Source organism: Micromonospora sp. NBRC 110038, from assembly GCF_020884815.1.
Lineage (GTDB): Bacteria > Actinomycetota > Actinomycetes > Mycobacteriales > Micromonosporaceae > Micromonospora > Micromonospora haikouensis.
Genome location: NZ_BBOL01000002.1, coordinates 766346 through 782654, shown reverse-complemented (window position 1 = coordinate 782654; position 16309 = coordinate 766346). Strand labels below are relative to the sequence as shown.

14 protein-coding genes are annotated in these 16309 nt (G+C 73.3%); 7 read left to right on the top strand and 7 right to left on the bottom strand.

The features are described from left to right. The first annotated feature begins 32 nt into the window (after nt 1–32). Both LPU61_RS11255 and tilS read left to right on the top strand, forming a co-directional pair. Nucleotides 33–1097, top strand: a complete 1065-nt coding sequence (locus LPU61_RS11255) for a zinc-dependent metalloprotease (protein ID WP_229404858.1) — start codon at nt 33–35, stop codon at nt 1095–1097. 10 nt (nt 1098–1107) lie between these two features. After that, on the top strand, nt 1108–2148 hold the full coding sequence (tilS, locus tag LPU61_RS11250; RefSeq protein WP_229404857.1) for a tRNA lysidine(34) synthetase TilS: 1041 nt from the start codon (nt 1108–1110) through the stop codon (nt 2146–2148). Nucleotides 2149–2283: 135 nt separating this feature from the next. Here tilS and LPU61_RS11245 read toward each other — a convergent pair whose 3' ends face one another. Then, the gene (locus LPU61_RS11245) at nt 2284–3243 is read right to left on the bottom strand and encodes a GlxA family transcriptional regulator (protein WP_229404856.1); all 960 of its coding nucleotides are present in this window, start codon (nt 3241–3243) and stop codon (nt 2284–2286) included. Nucleotides 3244–3394: 151 nt separating this feature from the next. Between LPU61_RS11245 and LPU61_RS11240 the strand changes: the two genes are divergently transcribed. The 4 genes from LPU61_RS11240 to folE all read left to right on the top strand — a co-directional run bounded on the left by LPU61_RS11240 (nt 3395) and on the right by folE (nt 7301). Beyond that, nucleotides 3395–3532: a hypothetical protein gene (locus LPU61_RS11240; protein ID WP_176734168.1), complete on the top strand. Its 138-nt coding sequence runs from the start codon at nt 3395–3397 to the stop codon at nt 3530–3532. A gap of 102 nt (nt 3533–3634) precedes the next feature. Continuing rightward, a complete protein-coding gene (gene hpt, locus LPU61_RS11235) occupies nt 3635–4207 on the top strand; it encodes a hypoxanthine phosphoribosyltransferase (RefSeq protein WP_043964985.1) in 573 nt (190 codons plus the stop codon). Between the two features lie 380 nt (nt 4208–4587). Then, entirely contained in the window at nt 4588–6603 is a 2016-nt protein-coding gene (gene ftsH, locus LPU61_RS11230; RefSeq protein WP_043966385.1) for an ATP-dependent zinc metalloprotease FtsH, read from the top strand. 32 nt (nt 6604–6635) lie between these two features. Then, entirely contained in the window at nt 6636–7301 is a 666-nt protein-coding gene (folE, locus tag LPU61_RS11225) for a GTP cyclohydrolase I FolE (RefSeq protein WP_043964986.1), read from the top strand. A gap of 94 nt (nt 7302–7395) precedes the next feature. Here folE and LPU61_RS31860 read toward each other — a convergent pair whose 3' ends face one another. Next, the gene (locus LPU61_RS31860) at nt 7396–8286 is read right to left on the bottom strand and encodes a hypothetical protein (protein ID WP_374199642.1); all 891 of its coding nucleotides are present in this window, start codon (nt 8284–8286) and stop codon (nt 7396–7398) included. Continuing rightward, the gene (locus LPU61_RS11215) at nt 8283–11270 is read right to left on the bottom strand and encodes an FtsK/SpoIIIE domain-containing protein (RefSeq protein ID WP_229404855.1); all 2988 of its coding nucleotides are present in this window, start codon (nt 11268–11270) and stop codon (nt 8283–8285) included. Before LPU61_RS11215 ends, LPU61_RS31860 begins: the two co-directional genes overlap by 4 nt. A 206-nt stretch (nt 11271–11476) precedes the next feature. On the opposite strand from LPU61_RS11215, the gene LPU61_RS11210 reads away from it, so the two are divergent. After that, complete coding sequence (locus LPU61_RS11210; protein WP_091278050.1) at nt 11477–12037, top strand: hypothetical protein; 561 nt, start codon at nt 11477–11479, stop codon at nt 12035–12037. A gap of 3 nt (nt 12038–12040) precedes the next feature. Here LPU61_RS11210 and LPU61_RS11205 read toward each other — a convergent pair whose 3' ends face one another. The 4 genes from LPU61_RS11205 to LPU61_RS11190 are packed head-to-tail and all read right to left on the bottom strand — an operon-like array spanning nt 12041 to nt 16308. Further along, nucleotides 12041–12640 (bottom strand): hypothetical protein, encoded by a 600-nt coding sequence (locus LPU61_RS11205; RefSeq protein ID WP_229404854.1) that lies wholly within the window; start codon nt 12638–12640, stop codon nt 12041–12043. Between the two features lie 13 nt (nt 12641–12653). Further along, nucleotides 12654–13805: a M23 family metallopeptidase gene (locus LPU61_RS11200; protein ID WP_229404853.1), complete on the bottom strand. Its 1152-nt coding sequence runs from the start codon at nt 13803–13805 to the stop codon at nt 12654–12656. Next, nucleotides 13802–14359: a hypothetical protein gene (locus LPU61_RS11195; protein ID WP_229404852.1), complete on the bottom strand. Its 558-nt coding sequence runs from the start codon at nt 14357–14359 to the stop codon at nt 13802–13804. The genes LPU61_RS11200 and LPU61_RS11195 overlap by 4 nt, the downstream gene beginning before the upstream one ends. Beyond that, nucleotides 14356–16308: a DMT family transporter gene (locus tag LPU61_RS11190; protein WP_229404851.1), complete on the bottom strand. Its 1953-nt coding sequence runs from the start codon at nt 16306–16308 to the stop codon at nt 14356–14358. Before LPU61_RS11190 ends, LPU61_RS11195 begins: the two co-directional genes overlap by 4 nt. Nucleotide 16309: the final 1 nt, after the last annotated feature.

Here is a 16309-nt window from a genome sequence, read left to right as displayed (position 1 = left end):
TGGGGGTGTTCCGGCGCGGGTACGGTGGGTGCATGGCGCAGTTCGTGGACTGGGATCTGGCCGCCGCGACGGCGGGGGCCCTGGGCAAGTCGGGGCCCCGGGTGTCGTACGCCGAGGCCACCGAGGTGGTCTCCGAGCTGCGGCGGCTGACCGACGAGGCGGCCGGGCACGTGGCCGACTACACGGGGCTGCGGTCCCAGGTGGTCCACCCGCCCGTGCGGGTGGTGGACCGCCGGGACTGGGCGGCCACCAACATCGCCGGGCTGCGGGAGGTGATCACCCCACTGGTCAGCCGGCTCTCCGGCGACAAGCGGCCGGGCCCGCTCACCGAGGCGGTCGGCTCCCGGCTCACCGGAGTGCAGGCCGGCACCGTGCTGGCGTACCTGTCCGGCCGGGTCCTCGGCCAGTACGAGGTCTTCTCCGGCGACCCCGGCCAGCTGCTGCTCGTCGCGCCGAACATCGTCGAGGTGGAGCGGAAGCTCGGGGCCGACCCGCGCGACTTCCGGCTCTGGGTCTGCCTGCACGAGGTCACCCACCGCACCCAGTTCACGGCCGTGCCCTGGATACGGGCCTACTTCCTCGGCGAGGTGCAGGCGTTCGTGGACGCCTCGCAGGGCGGCGAGCACCTGCTGGAGCGGCTGCGCCGGGGTGTCGCCACCCTCTCCGACGCGGTGAAGGACCCGGACAGCCGGGCCAGCGTGCTGGACATCGTGCAGACCCCCGCCCAGCGGGCCGTGCTCGACCGGCTCACCGCGCTGATGACCCTGCTGGAGGGGCACGCCGAGTTCGTCATGGACGGCGTCGGCCCGCAGGTCATCCCCAGCGTCGAGTCGATCCGGGCCGCGTTCAACCGGCGCCGGGAGACCGGCAACCCGCTGGAGAAGGCGATCCGCCGGCTGCTCGGCGTCGAGGTCAAGATGCGCCAGTACGCCGAGGGCCGCAAGTTCGTCCACGGCGTCGTCGAGCGCGTCGGCATGGAGGGCTTCAACAAGATCTTCGGTTCCCCGCTGACCCTGCCCCGGCTCGACGAGCTGGGCGACCCCGACGCGTGGGTGGCCCGGGTGCACGGACCGGCCGGCACCCCGACCGCCGGCTGACCGTACGCCGATGCCCGCGCTCGCCCCGGCGGTCGCCGCCGTCCGGCTCGCGGTCCGCCGCGCGCTGACCGGGCTGCCCGGGGCCGGGCCGGTGCTCGTCGCCTGCTCGGGCGGGGCCGACTCGCTGGCACTGGCCGCCGCCGCCGCGTTCGTCGCGCCCCGGCTGGGCCGCCCGGTCGGCCTCGTCACCGTCGACCACGCGCTGCAGGCCGGCTCCGACCGGCGGGCCGCCGACGTCGCGGCCTGGGCCGCCGGGGCCGGCTTCGCGCCGGCCGAGGCGGTACGCGTCGACGTCGCCGGCCGCCCCGGCGGCCCCGAGGCGGCGGCCCGCGAGGCGCGCTACCAGGCGCTCGCCGAGGCGGCCCGGCGGCACGGGGCCGCTGCCCTGCTCACCGGGCACACCCGCGACGACCAGGCCGAGACGGTGCTGCTGGCGCTGGCCCGGGGCGCCGGCCCGCGCGGGCTGGCCGGGATGCCGCCCCGGCGGGACCTGGCCGGGGTGCCGCTGCTGCGGCCCCTGCTCGACGTGAGCCGCGAGCAGACCCGCAAGGCGTGCGCCGCGCTCGGCCTCACCCCGTGGGAGGACCCGCACAACGCCGACCCGTCGTACGCCCGGGCCCGGGTCCGGGCCGACGCGCTGCCCGCGCTGGTCCGCGCCCTCGGCCCCGGGGTGGTGGACAACCTGGCCCGGACCGCCCGCCTGGCGGCCGCCGACGCGGCGGCCCTCGACGAGCTGGCCGCCGCCGCCCTGCCCGCGACCTCGTCGGCCGGCAGCTCGTCCGCCGTCGACGGTCCGGCCGGCGTGCGGGCCCCAGGCGGCGGGCTGGTGGTGGCGGCGCTGGCCGGGCTCGCCCCGGCCGTGCGGACCCGGGTGTTGCACGCCTGGGCCCGGGAGCTGGGCGCGTCGCCGGCCGCGCTGTCGCACTGGCACGTCGAGGCGCTCGACGCCCTGGTCACCGCCTGGCACGGACAGGGCGACGTCCATCTGCCCGGCGGCCTGCGGGTGGCCCGCCGCGCGGGCCGGTTGACCGCGGCCGGCCCGGCCGGCTGACCGACGTCGCGCCGGCTGCGCCCACGCCGCCGCCCCGGCCGGCTCGGGTGATCGACTCCGTGCCGGCGACATGGGGGCTTCCGGCTCACGGTGACCCCGCCAGGTCGCCGGCCTGGAGTGGAGCACGCTGGAGGCTCAGGAGGCGGCGACGCGGTCGCGGAAGGTGGTGCGGTAGGCGTGCGGGGTGGTGCCGACCCGCCGGGCGAAGTGGTGCCGCAGCGCCGCAGCGTCGCCGAAGCCGGACCGGCCGGCCACGCTCTCCACGCTCAGCGCGGTCTCCTCCAGCAGCCGCCGGGCCAGCAGCACCCGCTGGTTGGTCAGCCAGTCGTGCGGGGTGGTGCCGGTCTCGGCGCGGAACCGGCGGGCGAAGGTGCGCGGCGTCATCCCGGCGCGGGCGGCGAGCTCGTCGACGGTGACCGGCCGGTCGAGGTGACCCACCAGCCACGCCAGGACCGGCTCCAGGGTGGGCGCCTCGGGGGCCTTCGGGATGGGTGCCTCGACGTACTGTGATTGGCCGCCGTCGCGGTGCGGCGGGACGACCATCCGGCGGGCGAGTCGGGTGGCGATTGCCGACCCGTGCTCGTGGCGCACCAGGTGCAGGCAGGCGTCGATGCCGGCGGCCGTGCCGGCGCCGGTGAGCAGGCGGCCGTCGGCCACGTAGAGCGAGTCGCAGCGGACCCTGGCCCGGGGGTGGCGGCGCTGCAGTTCGTCGACGTGCCGCCAGTGGGTGGTGCACTCCCGGTCGTCGAGCAGCCCCGCCGCGCCGAGCACGAACGCGCCGGTACAGACGCTGAGCACGTACGCGCCGCGCGCGTGCGCCCGGCGCAGCGCCGCCAGCACCTCGGGCGGTGCGACCGCGCCGTCGTGCCCGGGGACCGCCACGAGGTCGGCGTCCTCGACCGGCGTCAGGTCCGCGTTCGGGGTGACGAGGAAGCCGGAGGAGGTACGCACCGGAGCGCCGTCGGCGGCGCAGACGTCGAACCGGTAGCCGGGGAAGCCGTCGTCGGTGCGGTCGGTGCCGAACACCTCGGCGAACACGCCCAGCTCGAACGGGACCACCTGGTCCATCATGACGACGGCGACGGAACGGAGCATGTGACGAGGGTAACCGCTCGGGTGGCAGGAAATCGAGGTGCAGTGGCGTTCCTGCCACTGTCCCGCCGCCCGGCGGGGGCGCAGACTTGGGTCAAGTCCGGTGCGCACCGGCGGCGAAAGCATCCCAAAGCCTGCGAAAGCGAGCGCCGCCATGGAATCCCTGTTGCTCCTGCTCTTCCTGCTCTTCCTGGCCGCCGCCTCGGCGGCCGGCCTCACCGCCGACACCCGGGACTCGGCGGACTGGAAGCCCACCGACGGCGGCCGCCGGTGGCGGTCCCGCACCTGCTGACCTGATTGCTGTCGGTATGCGCGAGAAATGCCAGGCGGGGCCGGCCCCGAAAGAGGCGGCCCCGCCGACGGCGGACATCCGGCGTACGGCAGGCTAGGAGCCATGGCTGACGGCTCCTGGTACGACGCCGACATCGACCACGTGATCATTTCCGAGGCGCAGATCCGCGAGAAGACCGCAGAGCTGGCCAAGCAGGTGTCGGCGGATCACGCCGACGTCGACGGGCTGCTGCTCGTCTGCGTGCTCAAGGGCGCGGTCATGTTCATGGCCGACTTCGCGCGGGCGCTCGGCCGGCAGGGCCCCCCGGTCGAGCTGGACTTCATGGCGATCTCCTCGTACGGCCAGGGCACCACCTCCTCCGGCGTGGTGCGCATCCTCAAGGACCTGGACCGGGACATCGCCGGCCGGCACGTGGTGGTCGTGGAGGACATCGTCGACTCCGGCCTCACCCTGTCCTGGCTGCTGCGCTACCTGGAGTCGCGGTCGGCGGCCAGCGTCGAGGTCGTCGCCCTGTTCCGCAAGCCGGAGGCGATCAAGGTCCCGGTGCCGGTGAAGTACGTCGGGTTCGACATCCCGACCGAGTTCGTCGTCGGCTACGGCCTCGACTTCGGCGAGCGCTACCGCGAGCTGCCCTACGTCGGCGTGCTCAAGCCCGAGGTCTACGCCCGCGCCTGACCGACGGGCGCGGCGCGGTGCCCGTCAAGCGGACGTTCAGCGCACTCTCAGCTGATCGGACTACGGTAGAGGCCGGTGGTGTGGACGCACCCTCCACGTCCGACCCCTCGACCCGCGTGACCGGGCGGTCGGGTGGCCGGGCGGGGAAACCACGCCACGCCGGCTGAAACCCGGTTCGCCTTACGCGTAACTGCTGGCCTCGCAAGGCCACATGTCGCGCACACGGTGTACCGTCGAGTGACCGTGACGCGGCAGTGACGCGTCCCGGGGTCGAGGCCGGCCCGCACGGCGGCTCCGGCCGCCGCCGCGGCGGCGACAGCCATTCAGACGGTCAGGACGTCGATCAGGAGGATGCGGGCGTCTCGGCGCTCGACAACAGCATGGAACGTACGCGTTTCTTCCGCCGACCGGTGGTCTGGATCATCCTGGTCATCCTCGGCGCCGTTGTGCTCAGTCAGCTGTTCACCGCTGGTCCCAGCTACCACCGCGTGGACACTTCCGTTGCGCTCGACCAGCTGCACACCGCCAAGATCAAGAAGGCGGTCTTCCAGGACAAGGAGCAGACGCTCCAGCTGGACCTGGAGAACAAGACCAAGTTCGGTGACACCACCACCGACCGGATCGAGGCCCAGTTCCCGTACGAGGTCGGTGACGAGGTCTGGAACGACGTCCTCGCGGCCAAGGCGGCGAACCGGATCACCGGCCCGGCCGACACCAAGGTGTCGTCCGACAGCGTCTGGGTGAGCCTGCTGGTCAACCTGCTGCCCATCGCGCTGCTCGTGCTCCTGCTGCTGTTCTTCATGTCGCAGATGCAGGGCGGCGGCTCCCGGGTGCTCAACTTCGGCAAGTCCAAGGCGAAGATGATCACCAAGGACACCCCGAAGACGACCTTCGCGGACGTCGCGGGCGCCGAGGAGGCCGTCGAGGAGCTGCACGAGATCAAGGACTTCCTGCAGAACCCGGCGAAATACCAGGCCCTGGGCGCGAAGATCCCGAAGGGCGTGCTGCTCTTCGGCCCGCCCGGCACCGGTAAGACGCTGCTCGCCCGCGCCGTCGCCGGCGAGGCGGGGGTGCCGTTCTACTCGATCTCCGGCTCCGACTTCGTCGAGATGTTCGTGGGTGTCGGCGCGAGCCGGGTCCGCGACCTGTTCGAGCAGGCCAAGTCCAACGCCCCGGCGATCGTCTTCGTCGACGAGATCGACGCCGTCGGCCGCCACCGCGGCGCCGGCATGGGCGGCGGCCACGACGAACGCGAGCAGACCCTCAACCAGCTCCTCGTCGAGATGGACGGCTTCGACACCAAGGGCGGGGTCATCCTGATCGCCGCCACCAACCGGCCGGACATCCTCGACCCGGCGCTGCTGCGCCCCGGCCGCTTCGACCGGCAGATCCCGGTGGACGCCCCCGACATGGAGGGCCGCAAGGCCATCCTGCGGGTGCACGCCAAGGGCAAGCCGTTCACCCCCGACGTCGACCTCGACTCGGTGGCCCGGCGCACCCCGGGCTTCAGCGGCGCCGACCTGGCCAATGTGATCAACGAGGCCGCGCTGCTCACCGCCCGCAAGGACCAGCGGGCGATCACCAACGACTCCCTGGAGGAGTCGATCGACCGGGTCATCGCCGGCCCGCAGCGCCGCACCCGGGTGATGAGCGACCAGGAGAAGAAGATCACCGCGTACCACGAGGGTGGGCACGCGCTGGTCGCCTGGGCGCTGCCGCACGCCGCACCGGTGCACAAGGTGACGATCCTGTCGCGTGGCCGCTCGCTGGGCCACACGCTGGTCCTGCCGACGGAAGACAAGTACACCCAGACCCGCGCCGAGATGGTCGACACCCTGGCGTACGCGCTGGGCGGCCGGGCCGCCGAGGAGCTGGTCTTCCACGAGCCGACCACCGGCGCCGGCAACGACATCGAGAAGGCCACCGGGCTGGCCCGCGCGATGATCACCCAGTACGGCATGAGCTCCAAGCTCGGTGCGATCAAGTACGGCACCAGCGGCGACGAGCCGTTCCTCGGCCGCAACATGGGCCACGAGCGGGACTACTCCGACGCGGTGGCCGCCGAGATCGACAACGAGATGCGGGCGCTGATCGAGCTGGCCCACGACGAGGCCTGGGAGATCCTGGTGGAATACCGGGACGTCCTGGACAACATCGTCCTGGAACTGATCGAGAAGGAGACCCTCTCCACCGCCGACATGGCCCGGATCTGCGCCCGCGTGGTGAAGCGCCCGCCGATGGCCCCCTACAACGGCTTCGGCAAGCGTCAGCCCTCCACCGAGCCCCCGGTCCTCACGCCGACCGAGAAGGAGGCGCTCAAGGCGCAGGCCCAGGCCGACGGTGCCTCCGTCGGCGGCGGCCTGCCGGGCTCCAACAACTCGGACGGTACGCACTGAGCACCGACCCGACGCCCGGTCACGAGGCACCGATCCCGAGTGCCTCGTCGACCGAGCCCGACACCGACGGTCTGGACTACCTCGCCGCGCGGCTGGTCAACGGTAAGTTGACCGGTCGCCCGGTCGAGGAGTCCGTCGACCTGGCCCGCATCGAGAAAGCCGTACGCGAGATCCTCATCGCCGTCGGCGAGGATCCCGACCGCGACGGTCTCGTGAAGACCCCGGCCCGGGTCGCCCGCGCGTACGCCGAGCTCTTCGCCGGCCTGCGGGTCGACCCGGCGCAGGTGCTCAGCACCACCTTCGAGGCCAACCACGAGGAGCTGGTGCTCGTCCGCGACATCGATGTGATGAGCCTCTGCGAGCACCACCTGCTCCCGTTCCGGGGCAGCGCGCACATCGGCTACATCCCCGGGCCGGACGGCCGGATCACCGGCCTGTCCAAGCTCGCCCGGCTCGTCGAGGTCTTCGCCCGCCGTCCCCAGGTGCAGGAGCGGCTCACCTCGCAGATCGCCGACCTGCTGATGAGCAGCCTCGCCCCGCGCGGCGTCGTGGTCGTGCTCGAATGCGAGCACATGTGCATGGCCATGCGCGGCATCCAGAAGTCCGGAGCGAAGACCATCACCTCCGCGGTACGCGGCGTGCTCCAGCACGACGCCAAGTCCCGCGCCGAGGCGATGGCCCTGATCATCCCCCGCTGACCGGCGGGGCAATCCGACGCCGGGGCGACCACGCGGTCGCCCCGGCGTCGTCGTACCCGGCCCCTGGCCGCGCGGCCGGTCACGGCCCTGTTGGTCAACCGGCCAGCATCGCCAGCACGAGCCCGGCGGTGGTCAACACAGCCGGGACGAGACACACCAGGACCCCCCACCGGGGCGTCCGGTCCACCGGGCTGCCGGCCGGGGCACCGGCCCGCCCGCCCGGAGCGGAGGGCACGGCACCACCGCCGGTCAGCACGGCCGGGTCGCCCGCCGGGCGGACCGGGGCCGCACCGTGCGCCGCTGCCCCACCGGCGGGCCGTTCGGCGTTCCGTCCGGCGTGGTGTGCCGCCGCCGTCCCCGAGGTCTCGCCGAAGAGGCGGCCCACGCCGATCCAGCCCACGACGAAGGCGGCCGCAGGCATCGGGAGCCCGCACACCAGGGCCACCACGCTCGCCGGACCGGGACCCGTCGTCGCGTACAGCAGCACCTGAAGCAGCGGAACGACCAGCGCGAGCGGCCCGTAGACCAGCAGGTTGCGCAGCCGTGGCGGCCAGGTCCCCGCACCGGTCCGGCCGCGCCCGGCCAACAGGCCGTCCGCCCCGTCCGCCCACTCCCGCGCCGCGCGCAGGGCCGTCGACACCGCCGTCGGCCCGCCGACCATCTCCCGGGCCGCCTCGCTCAACTCCGGCGGCGACGGCGCCAACACGATCGGGGGTACGCCCAACTCGCGCAGCCGGGACCGCTGTGGTGCCAGCCGCTCGCGTACCCCGGTCAGCTCCTCGCGGGCGGCCTGCACCGCCCGGGCCTGCTCTGTCGCGGCGGTCGCCGCGCCCCGGCGTACCCCGTCGAGCTGGCGGGCGGCGGCGACGTACTCCGTCCACGCCGCGGCGCCGTCGACGGCGGGCACCGGGTCGACGCCGGTCCGCTGCCGGACCGGCCCCGCAGCCGGCGGCGCGGCGACGACGCTGATCGACTCCCGGCTCACTCGCCCTCCCCGTCGTCGGTCCCTGCCGTGGCACCGGCGGCCCCCGTCGCGGTGCCGCCTTCCGTCGGGGTGCCGCCTCCCGGCGTGGTGTCGGCTTCCGTCGGGGGGCCCGTCGACGGCGGAGCGTCACCGCCCGGACCGGCGAACGGCACCAGCAGGACGCCCCGCTCGTCCGGGCCGTCCCAGAGCATCGCCCGGCCCGGCCGGGGACGCCACTGCACCGGACGCCCGAACAGCGCCGCGAGCTGGGCTCCCGGCACGTCCACCGCGACCACGGCGGCCAGCTTGTCGAGATCGTCCTCGGCCCGGGCCATCGCCGTGAACGGCGGCACCGTGCGCCACCAGCCGAGCAGATGCCGGCCGGCGGGCGGGCCGTCCCGCAGCAGGACCCGCAGCCGGTCCGCCAGCAGCTCGTGAACGGCGGCCGGGTCGGCCGGCCGATCGCGCGTGTCAGGCCCGTTCGCCGGCCGCTCGTTGGCGGCGCGCCGGTCCGTCGGCCGCCCCTGCGGGGCAGGCCCGTCAGCCGGTCGCTCCTGCGAGGCGACCCTGTCCAACCCGAAGACCACGAGGTAACCGGGTTCCTCGGCGTCGACGGCGGCGAGCAGTCCCGGCAGGTCGACACGCTCCACCCGGTGCTGGCCGGCGAGGTCCGCCGCGAGGGAGTCCGCCACCGGTGCCGCCTCGGCGGCGAGTGCGGCCACCACGAACCGTCCCGTGCCCGGTGGGTGGTGCGCCGCGACACTACGGGCCGCGGTGGCCAACAGGGCGACCGCCTCCGCCCCCGGGCCGAGGACGGCCAGATTGCGGCCGGCACCCGCGCCCAGCGGCACCATGACCGTCGACCGGGACAGATCCACCGCCCGCCCCAGCAGAGCCACCGGTCCCCGAGCCCGTCCCGCGAAGGCCGCCCGGTAGTGCGGATCGTTACGCAACGACGGGCGCGCCCAACCGGCGAAGACGACCGGCGGAGCCGACCGCTCCGGACGGGCCGTCCAGAGCCTGCGCCGCAGCTCCCCGATCGTCTCCGGAGCCTCGTGCGGGTCGGGGAAGCGGACCATCCGCTCGTGCCCCCGGGTGGCACCCCGGGGACCGCCCAGGCCGCCCGCAGTGTTCACCACCGCACTGCCCACCGGCAGCCCGGCCGCGGCGTCGTTGCTCGGCTCCAACACCGGACCGCCGCCGGCCAGCGCCACCCGCACCGGGAACTGCCCGAGCATCGAGTCGCGGGTCGTCGGCCCGCCGGCGATCCCGAGACCGCCCTCCCCGGCCAGGACCAGGTGCACGCCGTACGCCCGACCGGAGCGGGCCAGGGCGTCCAGCCGGGCGACCGCGTCGGTGGCCAGCCGGTCCCGCTCGGCCAACAGGAGCGGAAGATTGTCGATCACGCAGACCACCCGGGGCAGGGCCTGGTGCTCACGCAGGCCGGCGAACCGCTGCCCACCGGCGCGCTGGCCGGCCTCCTCCCGGCGACGGGCCTCCGCCGTCAGCTCGTCGAGGAGGTCCAGCACGTACTCCCGGTCGGCGGCCATCCCCGCCGACCGCACCTGCGGCACCCAGGACCGGTCCCGCTCGGTCTGCAGGAACTCCGCGAACGACTCGCCGTCACCCAGGTCGGCCAGGTGCAGGACCAACTCGTCCGGGCCGTACCGGGCGGAGAGGCCGAGCAGCACGTTGCTGAGGAACGCGGCACGATCCGCCCCGGACCGCCCGCTGACCAGCCAGTGCGGGGTCAGCTCGGTGAATCCCACGGTCACCGGACGACCACCCGCGTCCCCGACCGTGGTGGAGACGCCCTCCGCGGAGCCCACCGCCCACAGTGGCGCGGTCGGGTCGGGCAGCAGGTCGGCCAGGCTGAGCCGGGAACCGGCCTCGATCTCCGTGGCCAGCCGTCGGCACACGGCGTCGACCAGCTCCGACGGCGGATCGTCGTCGACGAAGACGGGGGAGTTCAGCCCGCCGGGTGGCTCCGCCCCCGGACCCGCCAGGGAACTACCCGGCGGGTCACCCAGCAGCGCGTACGCGTTGCGCATGGCCAGGGGGGTGGCCTGCGGCAGGGGAGCCCGGGTCGCGTACGGGCCGGCCGGTGGCCAGCCGGCCACGATCAGGTGCAGGCCGGCAGCCCGACCCCGCGCCGCCAGCGCCTCGACCCGATCCAGATCGGCCGGACCCGTCGCCTCCGGCCACCCGGCCACGACCAGCAGCAGCGTACGGTCGTGCCGGCGCGGCCGGCCACTGCCCGGCGACACCCACTGCTCCGCCTCGGTGAGCACGGCCCGCAGCCCGGCGACGTCCGTGGCCGGCGGGGGCAGCAGGCCGGCGTCCGCGAGCCCGGCGAACGGGGCGAACGTGCCATCCGGTGGTGCAGCCCGTCCGGTGCCGGTGCCGCTGGTGTCGGTGGTCGCGGCCGGGCTCGCGCCTGTACCGCTGGTCGTGGCCGTGCGCGCGGCGGTGGCGGTGCTCGGTCCTGCGCCGGGCACCGTGTTCGTTCGCGCGCCGGTCGCGGTGCCGACGGTGGTGGTGCTGATGCTTGCGGCGCCGGTCCCGTCGACGACGCGGACCAGCAGGCAACCGGCGGGCGTGCCCGCCAGCAGGCGCAGCAGCACGGCCCGGAGCAGCCCCGCCACTCGTGGATCCCGGGCGTCGCTGTCGATCGTCAGATGGCCGGTGCCGAGCAGCGGCACGAGGGCGGGGAAGCGTGCGTCGTCCAGCGGCGCCGCCATGCCCACCCGGACGAACGGCGGTGGACCCTCGCCCGAAGGGGCCGCCACGGTGAGCGTCTCCAGTGACGCCCCCGCCCAGCCCGGTGCGAGCAGAGCCGCCGTGGACCGCAGCCGGTCCGCCAACTCGTACTGGCGGCGCTGGTCGGCCGGCGCGGGCCGGATCTCGTCGAGGATGGCGGCCGCCGCGGCGGCCGTCGCCTCCGCCCTGCGGTGCAGGGCAGCGGCGCGGTTGGTGCGTGTCCTCGGACCGAACACCGCGTCCACCCCCTCGTCCCGAGGTTGGGAACCCCTCCCCGAGCAGTGACGGTATCCCAGGTCCCGCCCGTCCTCAGGGATGCGGCACGGCGGGTGCGCCGGAGATGTCCATGACCGGTCGGATTCTCACCGCTGGGGGTCGTCCTGTCACGATCCGCTGCATCCTGGGCATTGGGTACGAGGCGTCCAGCCGATAGCCTCAAGGGGTGGAATCAGTGCAGCCCCCCGCCGGTTCCCAGGTCTCCCGCGTACCGGCGCAGCGGACCCCGCCGGAGCAGTTGGTGCCCCCGTCGGGGACACCGACGCCGGCACGTCGGCCGGGGCGGGTGCGGACCATCATCACGGTGGTGGCCGGGGTGCTCGGGTTGCTGCTCGTCGGCGGCGGTATCACCGCCTTCGTGCTGTACGACCGCGCGACCAGACCGGATCGCAGCGCCCCGGACGTGGTGGTCGACAACTATCTGCGTGCGTTCCTTGTCGACCGCAACGACATCAAGGCCGACCAGTTCACCTGCTCGCAAAGCACCCTTGAGATGGTTAGAGGGCTCCGCAGTGAGATCGAACAACGCGAAGCTCGCTTCGATGTCGATGTTCGGATTAGTTGGGGAGCGTTGACCCGCACGAGGACGGCTGATGGTGAATCGGTCGAGACGACGTTGACGATCTCAAGCTCAGCCAACGGCCAACCTCGTAGTAGCCGTCGGGAAGCTTGGACTTTCCAGGTCAGCGACGAAGCGGATGGCTGGCGTGTTTGTGATGCGCGCAAGGCCGGTTAGGACTCATTCGATCCAGAGGAGATGGACCGGAACCTCCAGGGTGGTGGGCGGCTGGCCTCGCCAGGCCCAGCGATACCACTCCAGTTCCGGCGTGACCCGAACGCAGATGTCCCCCTCGGCCCCCGAGTAGGTCTCGGTCACCGCGCGGAGGTCCCGCTGCTCACCGGAATCGGCTACGTGCACGACCCGGCGTCCCGTGACAGCGCCGGCCTCGAAGACGGGAGCCGGTGCCCGATGGGTCGGCGCGTCCAGGGAGACCAGGTTGACGCTGGAGACCCCGACCGGCGGGACGCTCGGCCGGTTTCCCAGGGTCTCGACCCACACCCGCTCGACCGGCACCAGCGGGGCAAAGACCTCGACCTGCTCGGACTCCGCGCGGTACCACTCCTGCTCGGGAATGACCGGCACGTACGTCCGGCTGTTTTGCACCACGCGTTCGTCGGCGCGCAGGTCGCCGCGCCAGCCGAGACCGGGCAGCCCGACCAGCACCCGCCGTCCCCGCAGTTCGACCCGTCCGGTCGCGGGCACGATCTCGACCGGCCTGGGTGGCTGGGGTGCCCAGTCAGGCTGGTCGGCGAAGGGGTCGGGAAGTGGCCCGGTCATGCGTACCGGAGTCCTACGCCTTGCCGTTCAGCGGCGCGCCCCGGTCCCGCATGAAGGGCACCGGGTTGACGGCACCACGACTGGACCGGTCCCCGTCGAGGTGTACCTCGAAGTGCAGGTGCGGGCCGGACGAGTTTCCGCTGCTCCCGACCTCACCGATCACCTCACCGGCCTTGACCAGTTGGCCGGGGACAACCCGAGGCTTGACGATCATGTGGCAGTACCGGGTCACGTAGCCGCCGGCGTGCAGTACGTCGACGAACCAGCCACACCCACCCTTGCCCGGATAGCCGTCCACATCGCAGCTCAGTTGGCCGTTGTTGGCAGGGTCGCAGCGGGCGACCAGCACCCGGCCCGTTGCCGCCACGCGGATCAGGGTGCGCTTCGGCGCAGCGATGTCCACCCCGTTGTGCCGGGGGCGACTGGCCGTCCGGAATCCGGAGCCGACGCCCCCCGGAATCGGCGCCGTCCAACCCGAGGCGGCGATCTGGCCGCGGGAGGCGGCATTGCAGATGCTGCGCTGAGCCACCTGCACCGTGCGGGCCGCCCCGCCGGCGAGCGCGTCGACGATCTTGCTGGCCAGTTCCTCGTGCTTTGCGTAGGCGTCGGGGAAGGCGCTCACCTGCACCCGCTGGGCGGCCCTGGTCAGCGAGAGCTGCTCCCATCCCGGGACCTTCACCAGCTTCTCGTAGAACTTGCGTGACGAGTAGGACGGATCCTGCAACTGCTCGGGAGACCCCCAGCCCTGGCTGGGACGCTGCTGGAACAGGCCCACCGAGTCGTGGTCGTTGCGGCTGCCCAGGTGGGGGAGGTTACGTAGGCCGGACTCCTGCATGGCGGTCGCGACGGCGATCACCCACCCGCGAGGCGGGACCTTCATGTCCGAGCCGACCTTGATGATGACCGCGGCGTTGCGGATCTGGCTCTCCCCGTACTGTGCGAAGCGAGGCATCTTGCCGGAGACCTTGACCTGGTGGGACGAGCCGCAGGCGGACTGGGCCTCTGGGGAAAGATCGTCGCTGCCGCCGCTCAGTTCGGTGAGGAAGAACGCCGCGGTCCCTCCGGTGCAACAGAGCAGCGCGAGCGTGGCGGTCAGTGCTACGGCCAGCGCGCCGAGCCGCAGCTTGCGCCGCGGGTTGTTGCTGTCTCCCGTTTGCTCGCTCATGTCCGCTCCCAGTCCACAGCGTCGACCAGCCACTGCCCCTCGGGGGCAATCAGTTCCAGGCGCAGCCGCCCGGTGTCGAGCGGAACCAACACCTCGACGAAGCGTTCCGTCCGCGGGCGGAGGCTCGCTTCGCCGGCCGTTCGTTCCGCCGGAACACCCGCCGGATCGGCGCCCGAAAGCTTCTCGGTGAGCTCCGGGGTGGAGAGCGGGCGCAGGGCCTCGTGCCACTCGTCCGCGCTGTTCCCGCGGCCACCGAGCCACGCGGCGACGAACCGGTCCGCGATCTGCTCGGGGGTCGGTGCGCCGGGGCGGGTCACCGGCGTCGGGGGCGCGGTGCCGCCGAGTACGCCGTCGTCACCGGAGGTCGGGTCGACGGTGGTGATCGGCTGCCGGGGCCGACTGCTCAGCCCTGCCGCCGGGTCCCCCGGACCGGACGCCAGCCGGGCGGCACCGATCACGCCGAAGACCAGAACCCCGATGGCCAGCGCGATGCCCAGGCGGGACCGCAACACCCGAGTGAAGAGGAACTCCACCACGCGTCGCATGGCCCTCACCGCGCTTCGGTGCGGATCCGCGGTGCGGAAGGCCGGGGCGTGGCCGGCTCGGCGGTGCCAGGCCGGTAGATGACGAAGGACGGGTTCTCCGCCGGAACGTCCGGCTCGGTCCAGGTCGAAGGCTGACGGCGTCGTGGTCGGGGCGCGGCGGGCCGCGCGGGGCTGCGTTGTTCCGGCACGGTGGCCTCGTCGGGACGTTCGCGTCCGTCGGGCCGCTGCCGCTCCGCGGCGTTCGCGTTGCCGACGGCGGCGTGGCTCGGGTCCTCGTGCCGGGCCTCGGGCCGCAGAGTCGTCCGCTCGACCGTCGCGCCGCGCTTCCGGGCCAGGGCCGGCTCGTTCGTGCCACCAGGCTCGGCCACGTCGAGCCTCGCAGCGGTGCGCATGTCCCGGAAGAACCGGCGGTGCCACGATCCCGCAGAGCTGACGGCCTCGCTGCTGTCCTTGCCGCCGAGCTGGGTGATCCGCCGGTACGGCCGCAGCAGCAGCCAGCCGACCACCCCGCAGAGCCAGACGAGCACCACCTGGAGCCAGCCCGCCAGGGTCGCCGTGCTCATGATCAGATCCACGGCGAAGAGGTAGATGGCGGCCCCGGTGCCGAAGATGGCGATGTTGAACACGGCGGCGACGACGGCGTTGGCCAGCCGGCGCAGCCCGGCGCTCGCCGGGCGCATCAGCCCAATCGTGCCGAGGATCGGCGCCGCGATCACCGCCCACCGGAAGATGAGGAAGCCCAACAGCACCAGCAGCGACGCGGTGAGGTCGAACATCGCGAAGAGCAGCGCGGCGAGCACGGCGATGAAGCCCGAGCCGACCCGGTCCATGTCCCGAAGGCCCTGGAGGTACTCGTACGCCTCCCGATCCTCGTTCTTGATCTGCTCCGCGACCCGGGCCCACTGCTGCTGCTTGGCGGAGATGGTCGTGTCCCGGGTCGCCGGATTGGCCCGGATCTTCTCCGTCTCCTCCCAGGACAGCGACTTGGCGTCGTAGAGCGCCGGTCCATACTTCTTGGCGGTCTCGCTGTCTGCCGATCCGAGCACCCCGCGCAGCCAGTTGCGGTAGAGCATGGACTCGGTCGCGGTGTCACTGGCCCGCACGGCAGGAGGCCGATTGTCCTTACACGCGGCGGGATCGGGATCATCGCACTGTTCAGGCGGGGTGTCCCGCGTCGCTGGCCCGACGGCGTCGTGGACCACGCCGAGGGTGGTGACGAGCGTGCCGTCGGCGATGTTCGCGGACTTCACGGGCCACGCGGCGAGGGCGGTCACCGCCACCATCACCAGCAGGGCCCAGCCGGCGGTGGTCATGGCGTTGCTCATGTCGGACTGGCGAGACCGCCAGAGCAGGTAGAGCCCCACCACGCAGAGCGTGATGATGCCGAAGACGCTGAACACCTTCTGGTAGACGGCCTTGGTGGCCTGCTCCACCAGGGGGTCGGCCCAGGCCCACATCGACCGGGGATCCCAGGCCCGCTCCCGCAGCGCGTTCGAGCCGCCGATGATCGCGGTGGCGATCATGAACTCGCCGTTCGCCACCGTGGTGGTGAACTTGTAGTCCGGATGGATCACCGCGGAGGCGCAACCGCCGGGCAGGTCGTAGGTCGGGAAGCTGTATCCGGCGTATCCGTAGTCGCTGTAGAGCCCCTTGGGGCCGGGCAGCTTGGCGGAGTCGGGGCGGGCGGCGAACCAGCCGGCGAGCCCCGAGTCGGGTGCGGAGGGGACCGGGGCGTTGCGGCACTCCACCTGGTCCTTGCTGACCGCGCCCAGCTTGCCGACGCAGGTGCGGAAGTCCGCCTGCCATTCCTGGGTGCTGCACAGGTCAGCCTTGGCCTGCGCGGTCGGCAGGGCGGCGTACGCCGCGTCGCCGCCCACGACCGGCCAGGAGACCGTGGCGCCGGCGAGTACGCCGAGCGCGAGCAGGAACGCCGCTATTCGGGCCCGGCCCCTCGCCATG

What these genes read in the sequence shown, in the direction of transcription:
- LPU61_RS11190 (WP_229404851.1), bottom strand. Translation starts at nt 16,308, where the DNA reads ATGGCGAGGGGCCGGGCCCGAATAGCGGCGTTCCTGCTCGCGCTCGGC.
- LPU61_RS11240 (WP_176734168.1), top strand. Translation starts at nt 3,395, where the DNA reads ATGGAATCCCTGTTGCTCCTGCTCTTCCTGCTCTTCCTGGCCGCCGCC.
- LPU61_RS11200 (WP_229404853.1), bottom strand. Translation starts at nt 13,805, where the DNA reads ATGAGCGAGCAAACGGGAGACAGCAACAACCCGCGGCGCAAGCTGCGG.
- hpt (WP_043964985.1), top strand. Translation starts at nt 3,635, where the DNA reads ATGGCTGACGGCTCCTGGTACGACGCCGACATCGACCACGTGATCATT.
- ftsH (WP_043966385.1), top strand. Translation starts at nt 4,588, where the DNA reads ATGGAACGTACGCGTTTCTTCCGCCGACCGGTGGTCTGGATCATCCTG.
- tilS (WP_229404857.1), top strand. Translation starts at nt 1,108, where the DNA reads ATGCCCGCGCTCGCCCCGGCGGTCGCCGCCGTCCGGCTCGCGGTCCGC.
- LPU61_RS11255 (WP_229404858.1), top strand. Translation starts at nt 33, where the DNA reads ATGGCGCAGTTCGTGGACTGGGATCTGGCCGCCGCGACGGCGGGGGCC.
- LPU61_RS11205 (WP_229404854.1), bottom strand. Translation starts at nt 12,640, where the DNA reads ATGACCGGGCCACTTCCCGACCCCTTCGCCGACCAGCCTGACTGGGCA.
- LPU61_RS11245 (WP_229404856.1), bottom strand. Translation starts at nt 3,243, where the DNA reads ATGCTCCGTTCCGTCGCCGTCGTCATGATGGACCAGGTGGTCCCGTTC.